We start from the raw sequence: 24,284 nt of genomic DNA on the forward strand, positions 1-24,284 counted from the left end.
TTGTTATATGCGGCTTTACTAAACCCATCATAAGATGAACCCCGCCAACATGACATCGTCTAAACGTCGCCTACCGAGGACGCGAACGGCGGCATAATCTGTCACACTGGATCACCTTGATTATCCCTCAACTGGAGAAAGCTTAATGAGCGATAGTGCAAAACCCTGGACACAGCCGATGCCCGACGCGCAGTTCAAACTGATGCGCGATATCCTGGCAGCGCCAAGCCCCGTGGGGCTGGAAGCCGCCATGACCTACGGCGTATTAAAGCCCTACTTTGAAAGTTTTGCCCCGAGCGACTGGCACCTTCACCAGTTCAAGGGCAATGCGGGCGTCGTGCTCGACACCCATCCCGGTCGGGATGACATGTTCAAGGTCATGATCATTGGCCATGCGGATAAGATCCGCATGCAGGTGCGCTCTATCGGTGAAGACGGCAAGATCTGGATCAACACCGACTCCTTCTTGCCCACCGTGCTGATCGGCCATGAAGTGAAGCTATTTAGCGAAGACCCGGAAGCACCCGGCAGCTACCGCTGCATTGAAGGCGGCACGGTAGAAGCCCTGGGCGCCATTCATTTTTCCGAACCCGCCATGCGCGATGGCAGCAAAGGCCTGAAGAAAGAGCAGATCTATCTGGACCTGCAGATTCACGGCGAAAACAAAAAGCAGCAGGTATTGAACCTGGGCGTACGCCCCGGCGACTCGATTATTTTTGACCGCCCTATTCGCTCTGGCTTTAGCCCCGATACCTTCTACGGTGCTTATCTGGATAACGGACTGGGTTGTTTTGTGGCCGCCGAAGTGGCCAAGCTGATCGCCGAGGCAGGCGGTACCGAGCAGGTACGTGTATTGTTCGCGATTGCCAGCTACGAAGAGATTGGCCGCTTCGGTAGCCGCGTTATGGCGGGCGAAATGAAACCTGATGCGCTAATTGGCGTTGATGTAAACCACGACTACGTGGCCGCACCCGGTATCGGCGACAAACGCATGCAGCCGCTGGAAATGGGCAAAGGCTTCACCATGGCGGTGGGCTCGATTGCCAGTGAACAGCTCAACCGCGTGATTGCCGAAGCCGCCAAGGCGAACGAGATTCCCATGCAGCGTGACATGGTCGGCGTTGATACGGGCACCGACGGCATGGCCGGTGTGTTGGCGTCGGTCGACAGTGCCGCCACGTCGATTGGTTTTCCGATCCGCAACATGCACACGATTTCGGAAACCGGCAATACCCAAGACGTGTTGGCCGCTATTCATGCCCTGACCCACACACTGCAAGCGTTGGATAAAGTGCCTGACCTGAAGCGTGAATTCCTCGATAATCATCCGCGCCTTGACCAGGCAAGCCCTCTTGGCCACCAGGGCAGCGACAAACCCGACGACGAAAAAAGCACTGACAAAGCCGATTGATCACGGCATGCACCAAAAAAACCCCAGCCATTGCGGGCTGGGGTTTGAGCAGGTCCTCCTTGATCCTTCTTCATGAACGTCCTGTTCATGCATCCTTGAGTCCATCAAGCGTCCTGCTTGGTCTTCCCTGGTGCGCGTCCTCTGCGCTAGGTGCCCACAATGCGCTTCGAGACCAATGGTTTATCTAACTCAGGATATGAAAGCCGAAAAAAATGCTTTTTTTGCTCACCGAACTCCTCGCAATGGCCTATGGTTAATAGTCCACCACTTGCCACTATCGGTTGAGTGACGAGTGATTCACGGCTAGACCCAACGACACCCACGGGTAGGAGGTCAGCGTGCAACCTATCATCATCAACTACAAAGTCCGCGGTATCGACATCATTTGCCGTCATTGCGGTAACTTTGAGTCACCCACCTCAGCGTTTCTGGCCCGCTTTCGCCTCGAAGGCACTGGCGAGCACAGTGCTGTCTTACGCTGTTTGAGCTGCCAAACCAGCGCCTGTATAAAGCGAAGTGCACTCGACACGCTAACGCATGCTCGTGCTGGCTGACGTCGCGCTTTTTAGCGATACAAATCAGCAGCGCCACCTATCCAGGGGCGGCTTTCTCTGTGCCCCTGGATACTTATATCGACAATTTTATACATCGCCCTGATTATCCAGTTCTACCGCTTCGTGCATACGCATGAGTAGGTCGGGCGCCGCTGCCTGCACGCGGTTCCAACTGGGGATAAAGGGTCGTTCGCGGGGGTTATCCAGAAACAGGTTGCCCGCTTCCAGCAGGTTGCTGGCGAACAGCTCAACAGCCTGCTCTTCACTGTGACGGTCAAGACTCAAACCGTTCATGGTGGCATCGTGGTCATAAGCCTCGATCAAGTCCAACGCCAGCCGGTAGTAGGTTGCTTTAAGGGTGCGGAAATCTTCACTGCTGAACGTAATCCCCTGGGTGGCCAGCTTGCGGTAAAGGGCTTTGGCGATATCCAGGCTCATGCGGTTCAACCCTGCATCGGGGTTATCTTCGCTAACCGGCTGGTGCTTGTGGTCGTAGGCATCGGCAATGTCGACCTGGCAAAGCTGACGCGGCGAGTAATTGCGCTGAAGCTCGGAGAGAACGCCAATCTCAAGCCCCCAGTCCGCCGGGATGCGGATCCCCTCCAGCACGTCGCTAAGCATGGCAAACTCGCCCGAAAGCGGGTAGCGAAAGCTGTCCAGGTAATCGAGGTAAGGCAACGGCCCGCACACGGTTTTAAGCGCCCTTAGCAGCGGTGTCACCATCAGGCGCGACACGCGCCCATTGAGTTTTCCCTCGGCAATGCGCGGATAATAGCCTTTGCAGAAACTGTAGTTAAAACGCGGATGGGCAACCGGATACATCAATCGCGCCAGCAGACCGCGGTCGTAAGTCAGAATATCGCAGTCGTGCAGCCCCACCACCGATGACCGCCCAGACGCCAATACATAACCTGCGCAATACCAGACATTGCGCCCTTTTCCGGGTTCAAGTGCGCCCAGCCCGTGGTGTTCGAGTTCGGTATCCAGGGCACGCAGGCGTGGCCCGTCGTTCCATAAGATACGCGTGTGCTGCGGCAGACGTGAGAAGAACTGCCGCGCATATAAAAACTGCTCGCGATCGGCTCGGTCCAGGCCAATCACGATCTCGCCGAGATAGGGCACCTTGACCAGTTCATCAACAATGGCCGACAGCGCCGGCCCCTCAAGCTCTGAAAACAATGATGGCAGGATCAACCCCATCGGGCGCCGCCGGGCAAACTGGCATAGCTCTTTTTCCAGCGCCTCAACAGGGCGACGCGTCAGGTTATGAAAGTCGGTAACCACACCGTTTTGGTGGAAATCACTCATGCGTTTGCCTCCTTTGCATCGCGCGGATTGGTAGGGGGCAACGCATCACCCCACCAATGAGACATGCCTTCTACCCAGCCCTCTGGGCCGGTGGCTTGGGTTCGATAAAGGTGAGGATTAGTAGGCTCGACCGTCAGATCATGGTGGCCACGGATCACGACCGCCTGATCGACGGCGTTTAACATCGACACGTCGTTGGGGCCATCGCCCAAGCCAATCGACAGCGGCTCACGACCGCGCAACGCCCGGAATCGCCCGACCAACCAGGTGACCGCACTGCCCTTGTCGGATGCGCTACCCATCACATGGTAAAAGCGGCCTCCCTGGGTAAGTTGCAGGCCGTCACCTTCCAGCGCGCGGCGAAACGTATCCAGCGACGCGTCATCGTCGTGCCAGAGCAACGGCTCGCTACCCTCGCGCTGGCGGGCTAGTTTGGCCTGGGTGGCGTCGAGTCCGGTCAGCCCTGTCAAGGCGTCAGGGGTAAGCTCGCTCATCGGGGTAAAGCGCACATTGAGTCGCTTGCGCCAGACGTCAAGGCGGGCGCGAATAAAACCGATATCAACGCTTGGATGCTTGATCACCATGCCGTCGCGCCCGTTGCCCGGCCGGTCCAGTCGCGCATGGCACCAACCCGGTGGAAGACCAATAACCGCGCCATTTTCAGCCACGAATGGGGTCATCGTCAGCCCCAGAGCTTCACGCAGGGGGAGCAGCTCAGAACGGGTTTTACTGGTCACGGGAATCACCGGTACCTTCGCCTGCTTTAATCGGGCCAGCCAAGCCTTCGCCGGTGAGGCGTCATAGCTATGGTGGTCAAGCAGCGAACCGTCGAGGTCGGTGACCACCAGGCGCGGCGGGTCCACTCGGTCGTCGGGGGGCGCCGAAGCGCTGGCGTGTTCAAGCATGGCGCAGCCTCTCTACTGCTAAGCGGTGGACGCGCTCAATCGCCGCTTGATGGAGATAGCGATGACAGCGTGTTTATTGCCTAGCACAATGCGTGCCAACGCTTTTAACGCTTTGATATCCATACGTCAGCGGGCGGCAATAACCGATGGCGATAAAGGTTTTACCCGAAGCAGAAATCATAACGCACTTTTTTGGTGCGATCAGGGAGGGCACGTACAACACACCAGCGCCAGGATGGTGCCGCCTAGCTTTACATTTGATAACAAAAAATCCAATACAAAGCTTGGCAAGGCTTAATAAATAGCTATACTCAACTTGTACCCACTGGCAACCCTGTACACCCCACCCCCTCTGCCAGTGGGCTGCAGTGAGCCAAGCCCTTTATGCCCGCCTTCCCCGGCGGGCTTTTTTTTGTATAGCGCTTTTATTCCACGTGGATGACAACTTCGACTCGACGGTTACGTGCCCGCCCTTCTGCCGTGTCGTTATCTGCCAAGGCTTGGGTCGCCGACAGCCCTACCGCACGTAAGCGATCGGAAGCAACGCCTGATCTTTCCAAAGCCTCCACAATAGCGATCGCCCGGGCACTGGATAGCGCCCAGTTGGACGAGTACTCCGGTGTATCAATAGTCTGACTATCAGTGTGGCCCTCAACCCATACTTCACCGTCATAACGCTGGATGGTGTCAAGAAGCGAACTGATCAACTCGCTTCCATCATTGGTTAACCCCGCTTCCGCTGAGGGAAACAGCAGCTTATCCTGCACTCGCAAACTGATGCCTTCTTCTACCCGTGAGACTTCGACACCATCTAAATCAGGTAGATAAGGGGAGCGCTCCATCTGCTCTCTCAGGGCCAACGCGCCCTCGATGGCATTATCGCTGAGCGTCTCGACATTACTTGGGGGATTGTCCGTGAGGACGACCATGTAATTAGCCAGCGGAAATTGAAGCGGTGGCTGTTCAACCGGCACCAAGGGCATCGGCAAACGGGGTTCAGACAACGCGGCCGTCGATTCCTCGGCCGGATCAGGCATGGCGAGCAGCGGGGGGACACCGCGCCTGGTTTGTCTGGGGCGCCCGGCCACTCCCTGAGCAGCCGTAATCGTGCCTGTCAGCAACTCTCCACCTAGCCAATTGGTCGGGTATCTTCGCTCGTCACGCACATTGGCCAGTGGCTCTGGCAGCGGTACCTCAAGCGGCGGCAGCGAATCAAAAAGCGGCTCAGGAGTTGGTTCTGTCGCCATCCATGCCGGGCTTGTGGCACCGGCTGCCGCAATAATGATCACAAACAGCGCCACCAGTAGCGTCATGATATCGATGTAGCTCACCATCCAGATGCTACCGCTGTCATCTTCACGGTAGGTGGACATAAGCGAGTCGTGGCGAGGTCCGCTGCGGTGATCTTCAAGCATCCGTATGATTACTCATTCAAGTTTTTGGCTCCCTGGCCGATTATTAATGCGTGGCGTTGTCATTAGCGCTGCCTAGTCTATCAAAAAGCCGTTTCGTAGCGAGAAGGAACCACCCGGTGCGCACCCGTATTATCGAATTATCCTCGTCAGCGCTACGCCCACTCGTCATCGGCATGGCCTGTCTGACGTTCAGTGGCTGCTTCTATGCCAATACTTCGCAAGCGCCCATCGCCACTACTTATCCCTATAGTGAGCAGCAGCGCATGCAGGCCGCTCATCACTGGAATGTGCTGGCTCGCCATGAGGCGACGCAGATCCTGAAGCGCGAGCGTGTCCGTTTCCGCGACTTACACATCCCGGATGCCCCGCAAGACGCGACCCATGCCTACAGCGGTGGCGAATTTGGCCGCGGCTTTCGCACGCTGCTCACCAGTGAACTCGTCTCGCGCGGGGCCAACCTGACCACCCAGCCTCTGCCCAGCAGCGCCGAGGTGCATATCGACGTTGACGTCGTTGAGCACCGAGACCGAGACTTTGTTCGCCCGCCAGTGGGGGCATTCACTGCATTGGCAGGCGGTATAGCGGTGGCCACGATACCCATTAACCAATGGGCAGAACCCGCCTTGGGGCTTATCCCGGCCGCCGTCGCCGCTGACGTCACCAGCGGCAGCTGGACATACACCGGTAACGAAGAGATCATCGTCACCACCCAGATTCTCGACGGTGAGCAAATCCTCTATTCGTCGTCGAACATTTATTACATTAACAGCGGCGACCGGCGTCACTATGCGCCCGACCGTGTCCCGTCAGCGCCGTCAACGCCGTCGGTTTCAATTACGGATAGGTGGTAATGCCATGTCTGCGATGTCATTTGCTGTTATGCACTTAACGCGTCCTTTTTCCGTTGCCGGGTGGTTAACGGCCGGTCTTTTGGTATTGAGCCTGACGGGCTGTAGCGCGCTTGGCGGCAGTAATACGCAACAACAGGAACCCGACCCAGACCTACCCGAGCTTGCGCAAAAAGCCGCTGAGCATATGGTGGCAAGCAACCCAGACATAACACGCTATAGCCCCATGATTGCCGCGACATTCGTGAGCATCGACAACCTGAGTCAATCCTCTACGCTTGGGCGCATCAGCTCTGAACTCATGGCATCGGCGCTGGGGCGCCAGGGCATGCAGGTGCGCGAGGTCAAGATGCGCGACAGTATGTTTATCGAGGAAAGCGTTGGCGAGCTGATCCTGTCTCGGCAAGTTCAGCGTTTGAGCGCCCAGCACGATGCACGCTCCATCCTGATGGGTACCTATGCCCAAGGGCAGGATTACGTCTACGTCAGTGCCCGCGTGGTGCGTTCAAGCGACGCCATGGTTCTGGGCAGTGCCGACTTCAGGCTTGCATTGAACAACAATACGCGCAGTTTGCTTGAAGGCCAGGGCGGCTGGTAACGCCCAAAATACACGAACCCGCGACGCTTAACGTCGCGGGTTCGTGGCAAAAGCATGACGGTTAACAGTTGTTTAAGGCGCTAGGCCTGTTTCACCTTGCTGATAATCCACAGCAATACCACCGCCCCGACGATGGCCGTAACCAGTGAGCCAATAAAGCCACCGGCCTGCAGGCCCAGTAGGCTGAACAAAAAGCCACCTAACACGGCGCCCACAATCCCGACGCCGATATTACCCAGCACGCCAAATCCGCCGCCTCGCATGATGTTGCCGGCAATCCAGCCAGCCAGACCACCAATAATTAACCAAGCAATGAAACCCATGTCGCCTCCTTTCTGTACCTGTGGTTAATGTTATCCTGTTCTCTTTCGTGTTCTAACATAGCACACGGCGTTAAGGTACCGCGCTAATATTCACTGATAATGGCCCCGCTGAAAAAGGATTGCCTATGATTCCCGACACCCTCCAGCAGTTGCTTGATGGTGTAGACGGCCAGCAGACGTCTCACTGGCAAGGCCGCGACCTTGTACTGTTCAACGCCCCCTGGGGGGAACTGATTGTCTCGCTGCAAGGCGCCCAGGTGCTGCACTTTCGACCGCCCAATGATCTTGGCTGGTTATGGGTAACCCCCACCCCACAGCCGATGCCTGGTGCAATTCGTGGCGGCATTCCGCTTTGCTGGCCCTGGTTCGCCGATGAACGCTATGCTGACGAAACGCCGGACCGGAGTGGCACCTTCCACGGTCTGGCACGACATGCCGACTGGCGGCTGGAAGCGGCCGATGAACATGCCGATGGAATCGAGCTCCACCTCTCGCCGACGCAGCCGTTGCACTCCCAACTGACGGTGCGCGCCGTCATCCAGGCCAATGCCCAGCGACTGGCGGTGGAATTGATCACTGAAAACGTGGGTGACAGCCCGGTGAAGATCAGTGGCGCGCTGCATTCCTATCTGGCCGTCGATGATGCGCATCAGTGCCGGCTGGAAGGACTGACCGGCGCACGCTATCTCGACAAGCTGCGCGACTTTGCGGAAGGCGAGCAGCAAGGCATCCTGGCCATTCGCGGTGCGGTCGACCGTATCTATCACACCAATGAAGCCGTGATGCTACACGACGGCCCACGCACGCTGCGCATCGGCAAACAGTCCAGCGATTCCACCGTGGTGTGGCAACCGGACCAACAGCCCCCCGCCGATACCTCTGTCGAGGCCGCCAAACGCTTTGTGTGTGTCGAGGCCGCGAATACCCGCCTGGATCCCGTATGGCTGGTTCCCGGTGCCCAACATCTACTGGGTACCACGTTAAGCAGAACCTAAGCTTTGCCAACCTTGATAAAGGACTACGCGCCATGCGCCAGCCGTTTCATCGCGAGCTGAGTAACCTGATAGAACGTGGCCGCGACCGCCAACTTCGGCTGGCGGTCACCGGTCTCTCCCAGGCGGGTAAAACGGCCTTTCTGACCTCCCTGGTCAATCAGCTACGCCATGCTGGCGTTGAAGCACAGCTAGACCTGCTACCGGCAGCCCGCGAGGGGCGCTTGCTCGGTGCTCAGCGCCTTAACCAGCCCGACCTGGGCGTGCCGCGGTTTCCCTACGACCCGGGAATGGCCGCACTGCGCGATACGCCACCCCGTTGGCCTGAGCCCACTCGGGGGATCAGCGAACTGCGCCTGCAGTTACGCTACCGCCCTGCTCAACAGGGTTGGCTGGCACCCGACATTGCCCACCTTACGCTTGATTTATTCGACTACCCCGGCGAGTGGCTGCTCGATTTACCACTGCTGCAACACGATTTTTACAGCTGGTGCCAGGCACAACCGCTGCACTCAGGCGACCAGCGCCGCGCCATGTTCAGCGAATGGCTGGCTGAAGCAGAAACCCTCGACCCCGCCGCCGAAGCCGACGAAGCACAGCTGGCAAGCCTCGCTGAGGCGTACGCAGAAGGCCTACGACGCGCCAAGCAGGCGGGCTTTTCCAACCTCCAGCCGGGGCGTTTTTTATTGCCGGGGGAGCTCGATGGAGCGCCGGTGTTGCAGTTTTTCCCGCTGCCCAAGCTCACTATGCCCAAAGAGGAACTGGAGGCACTTCCCTCTGACAGCCTGTATGCCACCCTGGCCGCACGCTTTCGCTATTACCAGCAGCAGGTCGTGCGGCCCTTTTACCGCGACCATTTCCGCCGCTTTGACCGCCAGATTGTATTGGTGGATGTATTGGGCGCGCTCAACGCCGGGCCTGAGCGATTCGAAGACCTGTCCCAGGCGCTCAGCCAACTGATGCACAGCTTTGATTATGGCCAACGAAGCCTGCTGACACGGCTGTTTGCCCCCAAGATCGATAGGCTAGCCATTGCCGCTACCAAAGCGGACCATGTTACGCCCGACCAGCACGGCCATGTCGTTCAACTGCTTGAAGCCTTGTTGGCTGAACCCCTCAAGGATCTGCGCTTTGCCAATGTGCCCGTCAAAGCGCTTTCGCTGGCCGCGATTCGTGCCACCGAAGCGCGCGAAGTGGTACAAAACGGTCAGCGTTCGCCCGCTCTGCGGGGCACAACGCTTGAGGGCGAAGACGTGCTGGTCTATCCCGGCGATGTCCCGCCCCGTTTGCCGACGCACGACTTCTGGCAACAGCAAGGCTTTGACTTTCCCAGCTTTCGCCCCATGAATACGCGCTCTGAAGCCCTTGGCCACATTCGCATGGACGCCGCTATCGATTGGCTGATTGGAGATAAACTTATATGACCACCCCACAGCCACGTCGGCATTTCAGCCTTGATGAACCCATAGAAACCCGCGACGGCCCTGATGCCGAGCTGCGCCAGCGTGAAACCTTCGCGCCTACCGACCACCACCAGCCCCTACCCCCATCCCCAGAGGAAAAGGCCCTCCCCGAGGCTCGGTTAGGCGCGCCGCGCAAACGCCGCTGGGGGCTGATGCTGGCGCTGGGCGGCGGTGCCACCTTGGGCACCCTGGAACTGGCAACCGGTATTCCCGAGGCGATGGCTCAATCCCAGTGGCTTTCAATGGCCTGGCAGGCATTGGGTATCGGGTTGATCGGGCTGGGCGGTTTATCGCTGCTCAAGGAACTGGGCCGATTACGACGTTTAAAGCGCCACGACCGGCTGCGTAGCGACTTGGCCGAGCTGCCTGAGCGCTCTGCCAAGCAAGCCCAGCAGATGGCCGAACAGCTCAAACGCCAGCTCAAGCTGGCCGACGACGACCCGCACTGGCAAACGTTCAAACACGCCTGTCAGCCACACCATAGCGGCGAAGAGATCCAGACATTGCTGCGCTACCACCTCCTCGCCCCCCGGGACCGGGAAGCGCAGCGCTTGATTACGCGGATGTCCGGTGAAACCGCGATCATGGTCGCGGTAAGCCCGCTAACGCTGGTCGATATGGCGCTGGTGGCCTGGCGCAGCCTGGCGATGGTAGATCGGCTATGCCGACTTTATGGGCTAGAGCTAGGCTACGCCAGCCGCCTTCGGCTGTTTCGCCATGTATTGCATAACATGGCGTTTGCCGGGGCAAGCGAGCTCGCCACCGATGCCAGCATGGATATGCTGTCGCTGGATCTGGCCAGCCGCCTGTCTGCAAGGGCTGGCCAGGGCCTTGCCACCGGATTGCTCAGCGCGCGACTTGGGCTTCGCGCGCAGCGGCTATGCCGCCCGGTGGCGTTTACCGCCGAAGAGCAACCCAAACTCAGCAACTTGCGCCAGGACCTGTGGCGTCAGATCAAGCGCCTCGACAAGGAAACCACCCCCCAAGACCGCTCATCTCAGCAATAAACACCCTGAAAGGCGGCTTGCGTTGACAGTTCGTTAGGCTTCAACGCTGATTGCCGCCATGATAGTCGCTTGTTTCGCCTTTTTTTAATGAGGAGAAGTCTCTCATGAAAGAGTCAAGCAATTCTAAATCCCCGCCCCTGGCAGATGACATGCAGACTGACTATGTCGTTGGCCAAGACAATATCTCGGGAAACCTCGGCCCTTTTGGTTTTGATATTCACAACCGGGTCTTTGCGGTATCAGCCATTGCGTCCGCCATTTTCATTATACTGACGCTGCTGTTTCCTGAGCGGGCAGGCAGCACTTTCCAGTCCATCGTCGCCTTTTCCACGGGGACACTGGACTGGTACTTCATGATCATCGTGGACTTTTTTATTCTGTTTTCCCTGGCGCTGGTCGTCCTGCCCCACGGGTCGGTCAGGCTGGGCGGGCCTGATGCCCGACCGGAGCATAGCTACCTCTCCTGGTTCGCGATGCTGTTTACCGCTGGGATCGGCATCGGCCTTCTGTTCTTCGGGGTGCTGGAGCCGGTTTATCATGCCAACGTCTCCCTGCCTCTGGGGGTCGCCTCGCCGTTCGGTGGCGATGGGGAGTTGAACCCTGACGCCATTGCCGACGCCAGCGCGCTGGGCCTTGCCGGTACCTATCTGCATTGGGGTATCCACGGCTGGGCGGTGTATGTGGTGATGGCACTGGCACTGGGCATCTTCACCTACAACAAGGGGCTACCTTTCTCCATCCGCTCGGCGTTCTTTCCGATTCTCGGCGAGCGCGTCTGGGGCTGGTGGGGACACGTCATCGATATTCTGGCGGTGTTTTCCACCCTTTTTGGTCTGGCGACCTCGCTCGGGCTTGGGGCTCAGCAGGCCAATGCGGGGATGAACTTCGTCTTCGGCCTGGAGGTGAGCACTTTCACCCAGGTCATCGTCATCATTCTGGTAACGGCAGTGGCGCTGGTATCGGTTTGGCGCGGGCTTGAGGGCGGCTTGAAGAAACTTTCCGAGATCAACATGATCCTGGCTGTCCTGTTCTTCTTTTTCGTGCTGTTCGCCGGCCCAACCCTGGTTGCGCTAAGCGGGTTCTGGTCAGGGCTTGTCACCTATGTGACTGACTTCCTGCCTTTATCAGCGCCCTTTGGCCGTGACGACGATGCCTACCGTCAGTCATGGACCATCTTTTACTGGGCGTGGTGGATCAGTTGGGCACCGTTCGTGGGCATGTTCATCGCTCGGGTGTCACGGGGCCGCACGGTGCGCGAATTCGTGCTTTGCGTGCTGTTGGTACCCAGCCTGTTCATCTTTATCTGGATGGGCGTCTTCGGCGCCACGGCGCTGGATCAGCTCTACGCCAACCCCGCCGCCAGCCTGGTCAAGGAGTATGTGATCGACAGCTACAGACCTGAGCTTTCGCTTTTCGGCATGCTCAACGAACTGCCGCTGACCGGCCTAATGTCGACCCTGGGTATCGTCCTGGCGCTGATCTTCTTTGTCACCTCATCGGATTCCGGTTCCCTGGTGATCGATACCATCACCGCCGGCGGCAAGATCGATGCGCCAAGGCCCCAGCGTATGTTCTGGGCCATTGTGGAGGGTCTGATCGCGATCGTGCTACTTATCGGCGGTGGCCTGTCAGCGCTTCAGGCGGGCGTAACCGCCACCGCGATTCCGTTCTCTGTCGTGCTCCTATTGATGTGCTACTCGATCATCAAGGCGCTCAATGGCGAGTTACGGCACTTACGCAGCTGAAGGAAGACGGAGACGAAAAAGCCCTGCTGGATTTAGCAGGGCTTTTTTATGGACGCAGCTTAGTGCGCTTACGCGAGCCGCTTCTCGGTTTCGGCGTTGAACAGGATCGCCCGCGCCATATCAACCCGAAGTGCCAGGCGTTCGCCAGGCGAGACAGCACACTTGGGGCCTACCCGCGCCGTCACCTCGTGATCCCCCAGCGGCAGGCGCAGCAGCATATCGGCGCCGGTTGGCTCAACGACGGTGACGCTTGAATGCATCAAAGTGCCTTCCGCCTGGGCACTCAGGCGCTCATCTTCCTCGCTGAAATGCTCTGGGCGCAGACCCAGAATCACCGGCTTGCCCAATTGCTCGGTCATGGCGTCCGTGACCCGCTCCGCCGGCCAGGGAAGGCATAAATACTCTTCACCCTGCGTGGCGATACGTACCGCGTAGCCTTCACCATCACGCTCGAGCGTTGCGTTGATGAAGTTCATCGATGGCGAGCCCATAAAGCCAGCCACGAACATATCCACGGGATTGTTATAAACTTCCTCGGGGCTGCCGAGCTGCAAGATACTGCCGTCGCGCATCACCGCGATACAGTCCGCCAGGGTCATCGCCTCTACCTGGTCGTGCGTCACGTACACAATCGTTGTGCCCAGGCGCTGGTGGAGCTTTTTGATCTCACCGCGCATATCCACACGCAGCTTGGCATCCAGATTCGACAGCGGCTCATCAAACAGATAGACCTTTGGCTCCCGCGCCAGCGCACGCCCCATGGCCACCCGCTGGCGCTGCCCGCCGGACAGCTGCGCGGGCTTGCGCTCAAGCAGAGGCGATATCTGCAGCAGGTCGGCGACGCGCTCGACGGCAGCCTCGCGCTCGGGCTTGGGTACCTTGCGCATTTCAAGCCCGAAGCTGATGTTCTGTCGCACCGTCATGCTCGGGTAGAGAGCATAGGACTGGAACACCATGGCGATATCTCGATCAGACGGTGGGCGCCAGGTAACGTCTTCACCATCGATATAAATATTGCCGCTGGTAACCGGTTCTAGCCCAGCAATGGCGTTCATCAACGTCGACTTACCACAGCCCGATGGACCCACCAGTATCAGAAACTCGCCGGAATCAATCGAGATGCTGACATCTTTAAGCACCCGCTCTGCGCCAAAGTCTTTGCGCACGTTGTGGATTTCTAACGCTGCCATAATGAAAATCCTATTTGTTATTAGCCTTTAACCGAGCCCGCCGTCAGCCCACGTACAAAGTATTTACCGGCAAGCACGTAAACCACCAATGTGGGCAGCGCGGCAATCATCGCGGCGGCCATGTCCACGTTGTATTCGCGCACGCCGGTGGAGGTATTGACCAAATTGTTGAGCGCCACGGTCACCGGCTGGGTGTTATGGGCTGAAAACGCCACGCCGAACAGAAAGTCGTTCCATATCTGGGTAAACTGCCAGATCACCGAGACCACGATAATCGGTGTCGAGACGGGCAGCAGAATTCGCCAGAAAATGCGGAAGAACCCTGCGCCGTCCAGCTTTGCCGCTGATACCAGCTCATTGGGGATACCGACATAAAAATTTCGGAAAAACAGCGTCGTAAAGGCAATCCCAAACACCACGTGAACCAGGATCAACCCCGCACGGGAGCTTGAAATACCCAGCCAGCCCAGGGTTTGCGCCATGGGTAGCAACACCACCTGAAACGGAATGAAACAACCAAACAGCATCAGCGCGAAAACCAGTTCCGAGCCTTTAAAGCGCCATTTGGTCAGCGCGTAGCCGTTCAGCGCACCAATCGTTGTGGAAATCAGCACCGCGGGAATCACAATCGCAAAGGAGTTCCAGAAGTAGCCGCCAACCCCATCGCAGCGCATACCTGTACAGGCCTCGCCCCAGGCTTTTGTCCAGGGTGCCAAGGTCGGGTTTTGCGGCAGCGTCAGCAGCGTGCCTGCGCTGATTTCACTGAGCGGTTTCACCGAGGTCATCAGCATCACCGCCAGCGGCAAGAGATAGAACAGGGCCGCGAGGATCAGCACACTATATACCGCCAGTCGGCTGACGCGCGCGGCTAGCGTTTGACGACGAATCACATTAGCCATGCCGACGGCTCCTCAATTCGGAATACAGATACGGAATCAGAATGGCCAGCACGCCGCCCAGCATTAACATGGCACTCGCCGAGCCCAGACCAATCTGCGCGCGGTTGAACGCGTGAGCGTACATGAAGGTAGCGGGCAGGTCTGACGCGTAGCCGGGGCCACCGCCTGTCAAGGCAACCACCAGGTCGAAGCTCTTGATCGCAATGTGCGCCAGGATCATCACCGCGCTGAACACCACAGGGCGCAGGCAAGGCATTACCACCCGCCAGTAAACGCGCGGCAGGCTGGCGCCGTCCAACTGGGCAGCCTTGATGATGCTGTCGTCAATGCCCCTCAATCCGGCTAAAAACAGCGCCATGACAAACCCTGACGCCTGCCATACGGCGGCAATCACCAGGGTGTAAATCACCATGTCCGAATCAACCAGCCAGTCAAAGCGAAACGATTCAAAGCCCCAACTGCGAACCATGGCTTGAATCCCCAAGCTGGGATTCAGCAACCACTTCCAGACGACCCCGGTGACGATAAACGATAGCGCCATGGGGTAGAGGTAAATCGTGCGCAGTGCGCCTTCCTGGCGGATTTTCTGGTCAAGCAGCATCGCCAGCAGCACACCAATCACCAGGCAAATCACCACGAACAGTGAACCGAAGATCATCAGGTTGGTGGATGCCACCCACCAGCGGTCGTTTTGCATCAACCGGGCGTACTGACCAAAGCCGACAAAGTCATAGCTTGGCAGCATTCTCGAGCTGGTCAGCGACAGAATAAAGGTCCACAGCATGAAGCCGTAAACAAAGAACAGCGAAATAGCCACCGAGGGGGCCAGCACCAGGCGTGGTAGCCACGCCTGCAAGCCACCCAAGGTCGAGGCACGCGGAGCAGGATGCCCGACACGCGCCTTAGAAGGGTTTTTCATGGGGAAACGTCCTCGCCAGAAAGCGATGGCGCCGCCAGCGCGGCGACGCCGGTCAGCGCCTATACAGGTTGCGAATGAACGTTAGAACGAAGCTGCTTCAGCCGCGTTGACCAGCCGTTCAGCGGCTTCTTCGGCTTGCATGTCGTCATCGTTGAAGTAGTTGGTCACCACATCGAAGATAGCCCCTTGGATATCGGCGCGAACGGCCATACCGTGGGCCATGCTCGGCACCAGTCCGCCCTCTTCAGCGGTGCGCTGGAAATCGCTGAGCGACTGCTGCGCACAGCTGTCAAACTCGCTCATGTCCAGGTCGGGCCGCGCGGGGATCGAGCCTTTGGCCAGGTTGAAGGCTTCCTGGAAGGTGGGCTCAAGCACCAGGCGGGCCAGCGCCTGCTGGGCTTCAAGCTCTTCCTCGTCGTTAACCCGGAACATCGCCAGGCTGTCGATATTGAAGGCGAAAACATCCTCGGTACCCGGTGCCGGGGCGCACAGATAGTCTTCCCCTGCGGTCAGGCCTCGTGCGGTAAACTCGCCTTTGGCCCAGTCGCCCATCATCTGCATGGCGGCTTCACCGTCAATCACCATCCCCGTAGCGATGTTCCAGTCGCGCCCTGACATGCCGTCATCCATCAGCTCGCGTAAACGCTTAAAGTCCTCCAGAGCGTCAACCATACGCTCACCGCCCAAGGCCTCGGGATCAAGATCAACAAACGCGCGCTGGTAAAATTCGCCGCCCTGACTGCCGATAACCACGCTTTCAAAGATGGTGGCGTCTTGCCACGCCTGCCCCCCATGGGCTAACGGAATATAACCCGCAGCACGAATGGCCTCGCCTGCATCAAACAGCTCATCAAGCGTCGTAGGCATTTCAACGCCAGCGTCGTCCAGCACCTCGGGGTTGGCCCACAGCCAGTTGACGCGGTGAACGTTGGCCGGCACTGCCACGTACTCGCCGCCGTACTGCATGATATCGGCGACCACGTCGGGCAATAACGCATCCCAATCTTCAGCCTCAGCGACATCATTCAGGCTGCCAAGCAAGCCAAGCTCGCCCCACTCTTGAATCTCGGGCCCCTTGATTTGTGCTGCTGAAGGAGGGTTGCCCGACATGGCACGGGACTTAAGCACCGTCATAGCGGTTTCACCCCCGCCGCCGGCGACGGCAAAATCTTCCCACCCGTAACCTTCAGCCTCCATCAGGTCTTTAAGCACGTTCGCTGCCCGCGCTTCACCACCGGAGGTCCACCAGTGCAGGACTTCGACCTCATTGGCCTGAGCCTGGCCGGTCATGGTGAGGCCGGCAAGCGTCGTGGCAAGGGCAAGGGAGGTTTTCTTCAACGAGGTTTTTTCTAACATGGGCATGGGTAACTCCTGCTGTTGTTGTTGTGTATCGTCAATGACATCCAACAGCGTACTGTAAATACGCACACATGGGCGTTACCGATTCCTGCATAGTATTTAAGGTTTATTACAAATCGGTAATAGTTTCATGGTGGGGCACTGTCAGGGTGACGCACAAACCACCCTCTGGATGATTCGCCAGTTCAATATCACCGCCGTGAGCGCGAGCGATATGGCGGGCAATGCCCAGGCCTAGTCCACTGCCCCCGGTATGGCGGCTGCGCGACGGCTCCAGACGTACAAACGGCGAGAACACGCGGGAAAGCTGATCATCCGGAATACCAGGGCCGTGGTCGCGAATGTTGATCGTTACAAAACCTGCCTGATCCACAAGCGATACATCCGCGTGCTGCCCATAGAAGACGGCATTTTCCAGCAGGTTTGCCAGACAGCGCTTGAAGGCCATCGGCTTAACCGTGAGCGGTGCGGCCTTGCCCTGCACCGTCACGCGCCCGCCCTGGAGTCGAAGCTCCTCGGCGATGTCGTCTATGAGTGCTTCAAGGTCCACCGGCTTGGGGGCTTCGTGCAGGTCCAGGCCTTTTACCGACGCCAGCGCTCCCTTGACCAGGCTATCGAGTTCATCCAAGGCTGCGCAGAAACGCTCCCGCTGAACCTCATCCTCCAGCATTTCGGCCCGCAGGCGCAGGCGCGTCAGCGGCGTTTTCAGGTCGTGGGAGATCGCCGAAAACAACCGCTCGCGTTCTTCGATCTGCTCGCGAATACGCTGCTGCATCCGGTTAAATGCTACCGCTGTGGCGGCGACCTCTTTAGGCCCACTCTCCTTGAGTGGCGGCATATCCAAATCGTCGCCAAGCTGCAGTGCCGCCCTGGAGAGCCGCGCCAACGGGCGGGTCGCGCTGCGAATCCCCAGCAACGACAGGGCTATCACGCTAAGCAGCACCAGCAGCCCGACCAGCACCCGCTCTTCGGAAAGCCAGCGATAGCCCGTGAAAATATCCGGCACGCCCAGCAACGTGGCCACGTAAAGCCAGGTGTCCGGCGCCAGCTCCAACTGGACGACCAGAATCGGGGGCGAAAGCGGCTCCATCAGCAGGCTGTGCTGGCCCCACCGCGGCGGCAGATCCCTGAGCAATACTTCGTTATTCAAAACACGAAGCGTCTCGGGCCGGGAAAACTCCACGACGACGTCGTCGATATTGAGCTGCTCGGTAAGGACCGTGCGGACATTATCGACCACCACCTGCTTTTCAGGGCCAGAACCAATATCCTCGATGGTTAAGCGCTGCTCGTTGATACTGACAAAGAAGCGCGTGCCGCCCATATTGCGCAACTGGTCGAGCACGATATGGCGATATTCGTAGGGCAGCGAACGGAAATACTGCATTGTGGACGCGATACTGAACGCCATGTTGGTCGACAGCTCATCCAGCTGTCGTAGCTGACTGGAACGCACTTGAGACGTCCAGATCGCGTAGCTTGCCACCTGAGCGACCAACACCCCCGCCAACATGATGATCACGAAACGACCGCGTAACGTGGTCGGCAACCAGCGCGCCCCACGACGCTTGAGGGTTTGCCAGCGCAACGGGTTCACGTTAGCGCATCAACCCGGGCGGTTAATATGTAACCCGCTCCCCGGACGGTACGAATCAGCTGCGAGTGTTGAGCATCCTCGCCCAGCCGCTGGCGCAGCCGACAGACGTGAACGTCGATCGAGCGGTCCAGTGGCGGTGCGTCGCGGCCTCGGGTAAGTGCATAAAGATCGTCGCGGGAAAGTACCGTAGCGGGGCGTTCAAGGAAGACCTGAAGCAGTTGGAAATCGGCCCCGGACAGCGCCGTACGTTCGCCCTGTTGGTCGATCAGTTCGCGGGTCATGCGATCCAACTGCCAGCCACCGAAGCTCACGCAGCGCGCGTGATCGGCGCTGGTTGCGACTTGAGCGGGCCGGGTTCTACGCATGACCGCCTTGATGCGCGCCAGCAATTCGCGCGGGTTGAACGGCTTACCCAAATAGTCATCGGCGCCCAACTCCAGGCCCAGAATGCGGTCGGTTTCATCGGCGCTGGCGGTCAGCATGATGATCGGCACGTCGCTTTGTTTGCGCACCTCACGACAGATTGAAAAGCCGTCGTCCCCCGGCAGCATCAGATCGACGATCAGCAGATCTGCCGACGTCTGCTGCATGAGGGCTCTCAGCGCGTCGGCATCCTGAGCGGTCAGCACGTGATAGCCATGGCGGCTCAGATAATCCGCCAGCAGCTCACATATTTCCGGGTCGTCATCGACCACGAACAGCGTCGCAGGCTTGGTCGGGGTGGACGTTGTCATGGTGGCGGTTGTCATCGCGGCAGGCTGATCCCACGCTATTGTTATGTAAGGAAGATGATCATGGGCGAGCCAAACGCGGGTGACAAGGCAGCCTCGACTAAGGTGGTAGCCTGTTACAGCCTAAAACGCTCTCTCAGCCACTCAGCAACGGCCGCCTCACCGTGATGACCAATGCGTTCAGCGCCGGTGACGCGATTGAACAACGCCGGGTGGGCGTTGGCCATCACCTGGGCTTCGCCTGCCAGATCCAGCATTTCGGTATCGTTGAGGTTATCGCCAAAGGCCAGGCAGTCGGCGGCCGTTAACCCCAACCGCTCCAACAGTGATGATAGCGCGACCCCCTTGTTGACGCCGCGGGCCATGATTTCCAGCGAATCGGTCGTCGAGTAGGTAATATGCAGCGCAGCGCCGTGCGCTTCCTGCGCCTGGGCTTCCAGTTGCTTAAGCGCCGCTGGATCACCCAGATAAAGCACTTTGCCTACGCCGTTAGTGTCCATCTGCGCAGGTGGTACAACGTCATAGCGAAAGCCGGTGGAGGCATGAAGTGACAGTAAGTGCGGGGCTTCTGCATCGATATGCCAGCCGCTTTCACGGTAAATATTAAGCCGTACCTGGGGCGGGCGGGGAAGATCGATCAACGTCTGTGCATGCTCAGGCGCAACATGGTTGGCGGCGAGCAATATATCTTTCGGGTCGTGCACATAAGCGCCGTTGGTACTGATCAAGTGCACCGGAATAGCCAGTTGATCACGGAACACCCGCATATCGTGATAATGACGGCCCGACGCCAGTGCGACGTGATGCCCCTGGCGATGCAACTGGCGAAGTACGTCAACCGTCTCATCGTGCAGCCGGTGATCAATCCCCAGCAGGGTGCCATCCAAGTCCGAAACAATTAGCCGAGGTGTCATAGCGCGCTCCCGAAAGATGTCTCAATAGCTTACCCGATTCGGTAAACCGCATGTAAGTAGTTGACTTGTAGTGCTCCAAATCGACCAACAGCAACGACAATTGGCGCGGCCCGCGGTAATCCGTATAGTGTCACCCTATCCTTCGCCAACTGATTGACCTCATGCTGCAAAACAATTCCGTGCTTGCCTCGCTCAAGCAACAGATTCGTGACACCACCCCGCGTGCCGAAGGGGTGATCAAAGCTACCGAGAAAGGCTTCGGGTTTCTTGAAACCGACGACGGTGAATCCTACTTCGTACCGCCCCCCGCCATGAAGCAGGTGCTGCATGGCGACCGTGTCGAAGGCGTGATTCACGAGAACGGCGATAAAAAAACCCTTGAGCCCGAGAAGTTGATTGAAGCGGGGCTCGACCGTTTTGTTGCCCGTGTGCAAAAACGCGAAGATCGCCTTGCCGTCGTACCGGATCATCCTTCGATTCGTAACGTGCTCAAAGCGCGCATCAAGAACAGCCTGGATGAATCGACCATTGCTGATGGCGATTGGGTCGTCGCCCGTCTGGTTCGTCACCCGCTGAAAGAAAACGATCGCGGCTTTTTCAGCCAGATTGACGAGCTGGTGGCCAAATCCGACGACCCCGCCGTGCCATGGCGTGTCACGCTTGCCCGCCATGCGCTGGAGCAGGCATCTCCCAATGCGGGCGACGACTGGCCTCTGCACGACGAAGGCCTCGTCCGCGAAGACCTTACCGCGCAGCCCTTCTTTACCATCGACGGTGAAAAGACCCGCGATATGGATGACGCGCTGCACGTCACGGCGCGCGCCGAAGGCGGCTGGCAGTTGAGCGTCGCCATCGCCGACCCTACCGCCTACGTGGAAGAAGGCCACGTCGCCGATCTTGAAGCGCGCACCCGCGCCTTTACGGTGTACCTGCCCGGCCAGAACGTCACCATGCTGCCCGAGAAGCTGTCGGACGACTTGTGTTCGCTGTGGGAAGGACAAGAACGCCCGGCACTGGCCTGCACACTGGATATCAATGCCGACGGCAGCCTGGGCGATTACCGCTTCTTCGCCGCCAACGTCAAATCCCACGCCAAACTGGCTTACGACCACGTGTCTGACTGGATCGACGGTCAGGGTGAGTGGGCCCCGGCGGATAACATCGCCGAGCAGTTGACGGCGCTGCGCGACTTAACCGAAGCGCGTACCGCCTGGCGTAACGAGCATGCCCTGGTCTTCAAAGACCGTCCAGATTACGTCTTTGACCTGGACGATGCGGGCAACGTGCTGGGTATTCGCACCGAAGATCGCCGCATTGCCAACCGCATGATCGAGGAGTCGATGATTGCCGCCAACGCCTGTTGCGCCGACTTCCTCGCCCAGCACATCGGCCACGGCATCTTCAACGTGCACCGCGCCTTTGAGCCTGAAAAAGCCGAAGCCGCGCAGGAATTCCTGGCCGGCCAGGAAATTGAGGTGGACCAGCAGGCGTTAACCGAGCTTGCCCACTACAAAGACCTCAAACGCGCGCTGGAAAGCCGCGACGATGCCTGGCTGGATGCCCGCCTGCGCCGTTTCCAGGGTTTCACCAGCATGTCGGCCCAACCAGGCCCGCACTTTGGCCTGGGCCTTGCCGCCTACGCCACCTGGACGTCGCCGATCCGTAAGTATGGCGATATGGTCAACCACCGCTTGATCAAGCGCGTGCTGAAGGGCGAACAGGCTCCAGCGGAAGCCAGCCAACAGCTCACCGAACAGCTGACCGAGCGCCGCCGCCTGAACCGCATGGCCGAGCGCGACGTCAAAGACTGGCTCTACGTGCGCTACCTGACGCCAGCCGCGCAAAACCAGGACACCTTTGACGCTGAAATCATGGCAGTCAACCGTGGCGGCATGCGCGTTCGCCTGGTTGAAAACGGTGCAACGGCCTTCGTGCCCGCTCCCTTGATGCACAGCGACCGCAGCAAGGTGGTGATTGACGATAAAGAGGGCCGCATCCAGATCGAAGGCGAGGAACGCTACAAGCTGGGCGACAGCCTTCGCGTCGTGCTCACCGAAGCCCGCGAAGAGACTCGCTCGCTGGTGGCTAAGCCAGCCGCCTAGGCTACTCATCAGCAATAATCGGCTAGGCCATGACCAACCAACAACGGCGCCCTGAGGCGCCGTTGTTGGTTATGTTGTCTGGGCTTTTAGGCAGCCCTCATCAACGCACGGGCAACCTACAAAAGCTTCCCATGCTGCACGCCGCTATGTACAAGCCTGTTGGTGGCCAAAGAAAAAGCGCAGCATTTCCTGCGTGGCATCCGGCCCTTTCGGGTCGGTGTAACTGCCTTTACTGCTCCCACCTGACCAGGCGTGACCGGCGCCGTGTATTTGCCACTGCTCCAGGCGCGTCACGCCCGACGCATCGTTGTGTGTAGTACGCGTATAGGCATGACCATTAACCACCTTGCCCTGTTCTACCTTCGCTCCAGCTTGGCGCGACGTGCTGTACTGGGCAGCAATACGGTCCCCATTGCTTGGGTGCACTGTCGTATCGCGATCACCATGAAAGATAATGGCTGGGACGTCCGATGCCCACCCGGTGCCTTTCGCTTTTTTACCGCCACCGAGGGGCCCTGTGCCGCCCTGCATCGCGCTCAGCGCATCAGGAAGACTCTGGGCTACCGCGTGAGGTAGCCCGGAGTGCACACCCACAGCGGCGAATAAATCTGGATAAGTCATCGCCAGCGTCGTCGCCATGGCGGCGCCTGCGGAGAGGCCCGCCACATAAACCCGGGAGGCATCCAGCCCATGAGTGGCGATAACCTGACGGGTCATACCGGCAATAATCGCTGGCTCACCGCCTTCGCGATGCTGGTCTTCAGCTTTAAACCAGTTCCAGCACTTTGAGCTATTGGCACTCATCGGCTGGGCAGGATAAAGCACACAGCAAAGCTGCTCTTCGGCCAGCCGGTTCATGTCAGTTCCAGCGGCGAAATCATCAGGGTTTTGCGTACAGCCATGCAACATAACCACCAGCGGTAGTGCTTGACCGTGATAGCCGCTGGGAACATACAGCTTGTAATCGCGCGTCCCGACTCGGTTGGTAAAACGACCGGCAGTAAACGCACCAGGCCGCGGCTCCTCAGTGGCGCCTTTGGCCTGCTCGGGCTGAGCGACGGCGCCACGATACTTCATCCACTTATCGCGCCATGCAGAAGGTACGTTAATATCACCGGTTGAAAATGCGCCAGATGCCGAGTCAGCAGGAGTTGGCTTCGTTACGGTGGCATCTTCGTCCATGACCTCGCAGGTTCCATCAAAGGTATTGCCGCCTTGATAAGCTTTATTCGGCGTTTCATTCTCTTTTGCTTCGGGCACGCTGCCTTGGATCAGAGACATGGCCTCTTGCAGCTTTCCAGCGCGGGTGAGGCGCGTCGCTTCTTCCATTCGCTTCGTCATAATGGCATCGATCATTTTCTATAGCCTTATTCAATGATTGCGTAGTGAGTGATTCAGTGGATTCTATCCGCCAGAGCGGCCTTAACCGCCTTACTGGCATTAAGGGCGCCTAACACCACCACGGACTCAATAGTGGCAAGGGCAAGCTCCGGCGTTACATCGTCGGCAATGCTGGCCATACCTAGCACCTGAACCTGCAGCATTTCCCCTGCTGACTGCAGAGCCTCTAGATCCGCGCGGCTGTAATGCTCAATCCCCAGTACAAACGCCTTGCGTGTCACTGTCTCTCTTACGACCTCGGCATGGGTTGCTAGCTGATTACGAATAGCCGTACGAATCAGATCGGTTCGATTGGAGTAGAAACCTTCCTGAACCAGCAGATCGATCTGCCCCAGGTCGACAACCCCTAAATTAATGGTGATCTTTTCGCTGGAGTCGCCGCCCTTGCGGCGCAGTTCATGCACGCTCATATATGAAGCCTCGCTGTACTAGTCATCGAACATCTATTTGTCATTACACCATCTAAAAGATTCCATATACCATCCATATGGATGTTTTTTATAATAACGCAGCCTCAGAAATAGTCCAGCGCACAATTAATAATCCAGGCGTCAACATAAGGAAGCGCCGTCATACGCGGATCGCCACGCGAGGAAAGCAGCA

The 24,284-nt window shown here is 58.4% G+C and carries 22 protein-coding genes; 9 read left to right on the forward strand and 13 right to left on the reverse strand.

Annotation, left to right across the window (positions count from 1 at the left end; all coding sequences use genetic code 11):
- Window positions 1-145: 145 nt before the first annotated feature.
- Window positions 146-1,411, forward strand: a complete 1,266-nt coding sequence (locus HXW73_RS11795; protein ID WP_186253286.1) for a M20/M25/M40 family metallo-hydrolase — start codon at window positions 146-148, stop codon at window positions 1,409-1,411.
- Window positions 1,412-1,749: 338 nt separating this feature from the next.
- On the forward strand, window positions 1,750-1,965 hold the full coding sequence (locus HXW73_RS11800; protein WP_186253287.1) for a hypothetical protein: 216 nt from the start codon (window positions 1,750-1,752) through the stop codon (window positions 1,963-1,965).
- 87 nt (window positions 1,966-2,052) lie between these two features.
- On the opposite strand, the gene HXW73_RS11805 is transcribed toward HXW73_RS11800, so the two are convergent.
- The 3 genes from HXW73_RS11805 to HXW73_RS11815 form a co-directional block, all read right to left on the reverse strand.
- Entirely contained in the window at window positions 2,053-3,273 is a 1,221-nt protein-coding gene (locus HXW73_RS11805; protein WP_186253288.1) for a glycosyl transferase, read from the reverse strand.
- On the reverse strand, window positions 3,270-4,178 hold the full coding sequence (locus HXW73_RS11810; protein WP_186253289.1) for an HAD-IIB family hydrolase: 909 nt from the start codon (window positions 4,176-4,178) through the stop codon (window positions 3,270-3,272). Before HXW73_RS11810 ends, HXW73_RS11805 begins: the two co-directional genes overlap by 4 nt.
- A 425-nt stretch (window positions 4,179-4,603) precedes the next feature.
- Entirely contained in the window at window positions 4,604-5,593 is a 990-nt protein-coding gene (locus tag HXW73_RS11815) for an OmpA family protein (protein WP_186253290.1), read from the reverse strand.
- 173 nt (window positions 5,594-5,766) lie between these two features.
- On the opposite strand from HXW73_RS11815, the gene HXW73_RS11820 reads away from it, so the two are divergent.
- On the forward strand, window positions 5,767-6,444 hold the full coding sequence (locus HXW73_RS11820) for a hypothetical protein (RefSeq protein ID WP_186256008.1): 678 nt from the start codon (window positions 5,767-5,769) through the stop codon (window positions 6,442-6,444).
- A 4-nt stretch (window positions 6,445-6,448) separates the two neighbouring features.
- Window positions 6,449-7,039, forward strand: coding sequence for a FlgO family outer membrane protein (locus tag HXW73_RS11825; RefSeq protein ID WP_240538619.1), 591 nt, complete (start codon window positions 6,449-6,451; stop codon window positions 7,037-7,039).
- A gap of 80 nt (window positions 7,040-7,119) precedes the next feature.
- On the opposite strand, the gene HXW73_RS11830 is transcribed toward HXW73_RS11825, so the two are convergent.
- On the reverse strand, window positions 7,120-7,362 hold the full coding sequence (locus tag HXW73_RS11830) for a GlsB/YeaQ/YmgE family stress response membrane protein (RefSeq protein ID WP_074395814.1): 243 nt from the start codon (window positions 7,360-7,362) through the stop codon (window positions 7,120-7,122).
- 125 nt (window positions 7,363-7,487) lie between these two features.
- On the opposite strand from HXW73_RS11830, the gene HXW73_RS11835 reads away from it, so the two are divergent.
- The 4 genes from HXW73_RS11835 to HXW73_RS11850 all read left to right on the forward strand — a co-directional run bounded on the left by HXW73_RS11835 (window position 7,488) and on the right by HXW73_RS11850 (window position 12,569).
- On the forward strand, window positions 7,488-8,357 hold the full coding sequence (locus HXW73_RS11835) for a D-hexose-6-phosphate mutarotase (protein ID WP_186253291.1): 870 nt from the start codon (window positions 7,488-7,490) through the stop codon (window positions 8,355-8,357).
- A gap of 32 nt (window positions 8,358-8,389) precedes the next feature.
- The gene (locus HXW73_RS11840) at window positions 8,390-9,778 is read left to right on the forward strand and encodes a YcjX family protein (protein ID WP_186253292.1); all 1,389 of its coding nucleotides are present in this window, start codon (window positions 8,390-8,392) and stop codon (window positions 9,776-9,778) included.
- Complete coding sequence (locus HXW73_RS11845; RefSeq protein WP_186253293.1) at window positions 9,775-10,824, forward strand: YcjF family protein; 1,050 nt, start codon at window positions 9,775-9,777, stop codon at window positions 10,822-10,824. Before HXW73_RS11840 ends, HXW73_RS11845 begins: the two co-directional genes overlap by 4 nt.
- A 104-nt stretch (window positions 10,825-10,928) precedes the next feature.
- Entirely contained in the window at window positions 10,929-12,569 is a 1,641-nt protein-coding gene (locus tag HXW73_RS11850) for a BCCT family transporter (protein WP_240538620.1), read from the forward strand.
- A gap of 68 nt (window positions 12,570-12,637) precedes the next feature.
- Here the strand turns inward: HXW73_RS11850 and HXW73_RS11855 are convergent, their stop codons facing one another.
- The 7 genes from HXW73_RS11855 to HXW73_RS11885 all read right to left on the reverse strand — a co-directional run bounded on the left by HXW73_RS11855 (window position 12,638) and on the right by HXW73_RS11885 (window position 20,178).
- Window positions 12,638-13,759 (reverse strand): ABC transporter ATP-binding protein, encoded by a 1,122-nt coding sequence (locus HXW73_RS11855; protein WP_186253294.1) that lies wholly within the window; start codon window positions 13,757-13,759, stop codon window positions 12,638-12,640.
- Window positions 13,760-13,779: 20 nt separating this feature from the next.
- Window positions 13,780-14,658: a carbohydrate ABC transporter permease gene (locus HXW73_RS11860; protein ID WP_186253295.1), complete on the reverse strand. Its 879-nt coding sequence runs from the start codon at window positions 14,656-14,658 to the stop codon at window positions 13,780-13,782.
- Entirely contained in the window at window positions 14,651-15,577 is a 927-nt protein-coding gene (locus HXW73_RS11865) for a carbohydrate ABC transporter permease (RefSeq protein WP_186253296.1), read from the reverse strand. The genes HXW73_RS11860 and HXW73_RS11865 overlap by 8 nt, the downstream gene beginning before the upstream one ends.
- Window positions 15,578-15,658: 81 nt before the next feature.
- Window positions 15,659-16,939: an ABC transporter substrate-binding protein gene (locus HXW73_RS11870; protein ID WP_186253297.1), complete on the reverse strand. Its 1,281-nt coding sequence runs from the start codon at window positions 16,937-16,939 to the stop codon at window positions 15,659-15,661.
- A 106-nt stretch (window positions 16,940-17,045) separates the two neighbouring features.
- A complete protein-coding gene (locus HXW73_RS11875; protein WP_186256011.1) occupies window positions 17,046-18,449 on the reverse strand; it encodes an ATP-binding protein in 1,404 nt (467 codons plus the stop codon).
- 80 nt (window positions 18,450-18,529) lie between these two features.
- A complete protein-coding gene (locus tag HXW73_RS11880) occupies window positions 18,530-19,267 on the reverse strand; it encodes a response regulator (protein ID WP_186253298.1) in 738 nt (245 codons plus the stop codon).
- 113 nt (window positions 19,268-19,380) lie between these two features.
- Window positions 19,381-20,178 (reverse strand): HAD family hydrolase, encoded by a 798-nt coding sequence (locus tag HXW73_RS11885; protein WP_186253299.1) that lies wholly within the window; start codon window positions 20,176-20,178, stop codon window positions 19,381-19,383.
- 161 nt (window positions 20,179-20,339) lie between these two features.
- On the opposite strand from HXW73_RS11885, the gene HXW73_RS11890 reads away from it, so the two are divergent.
- Complete coding sequence (locus tag HXW73_RS11890; RefSeq protein WP_186253300.1) at window positions 20,340-22,280, forward strand: exoribonuclease II; 1,941 nt, start codon at window positions 20,340-20,342, stop codon at window positions 22,278-22,280.
- 144 nt (window positions 22,281-22,424) lie between these two features.
- Here the strand turns inward: HXW73_RS11890 and HXW73_RS11895 are convergent, their stop codons facing one another.
- A complete protein-coding gene (locus tag HXW73_RS11895) occupies window positions 22,425-23,636 on the reverse strand; it encodes an extracellular catalytic domain type 1 short-chain-length polyhydroxyalkanoate depolymerase (protein WP_186253301.1) in 1,212 nt (403 codons plus the stop codon).
- Between the two features lie 38 nt (window positions 23,637-23,674).
- Window positions 23,675-24,091 (reverse strand): CopG family transcriptional regulator, encoded by a 417-nt coding sequence (locus HXW73_RS11900; RefSeq protein ID WP_186253302.1) that lies wholly within the window; start codon window positions 24,089-24,091, stop codon window positions 23,675-23,677.
- Window positions 24,092-24,284 lie beyond the last annotated feature (193 nt).

The sequence above is a fragment of the Halomonas sp. SH5A2 genome (assembly GCF_014263395.1).
GTDB lineage: Bacteria > Pseudomonadota > Gammaproteobacteria > Pseudomonadales > Halomonadaceae > Vreelandella.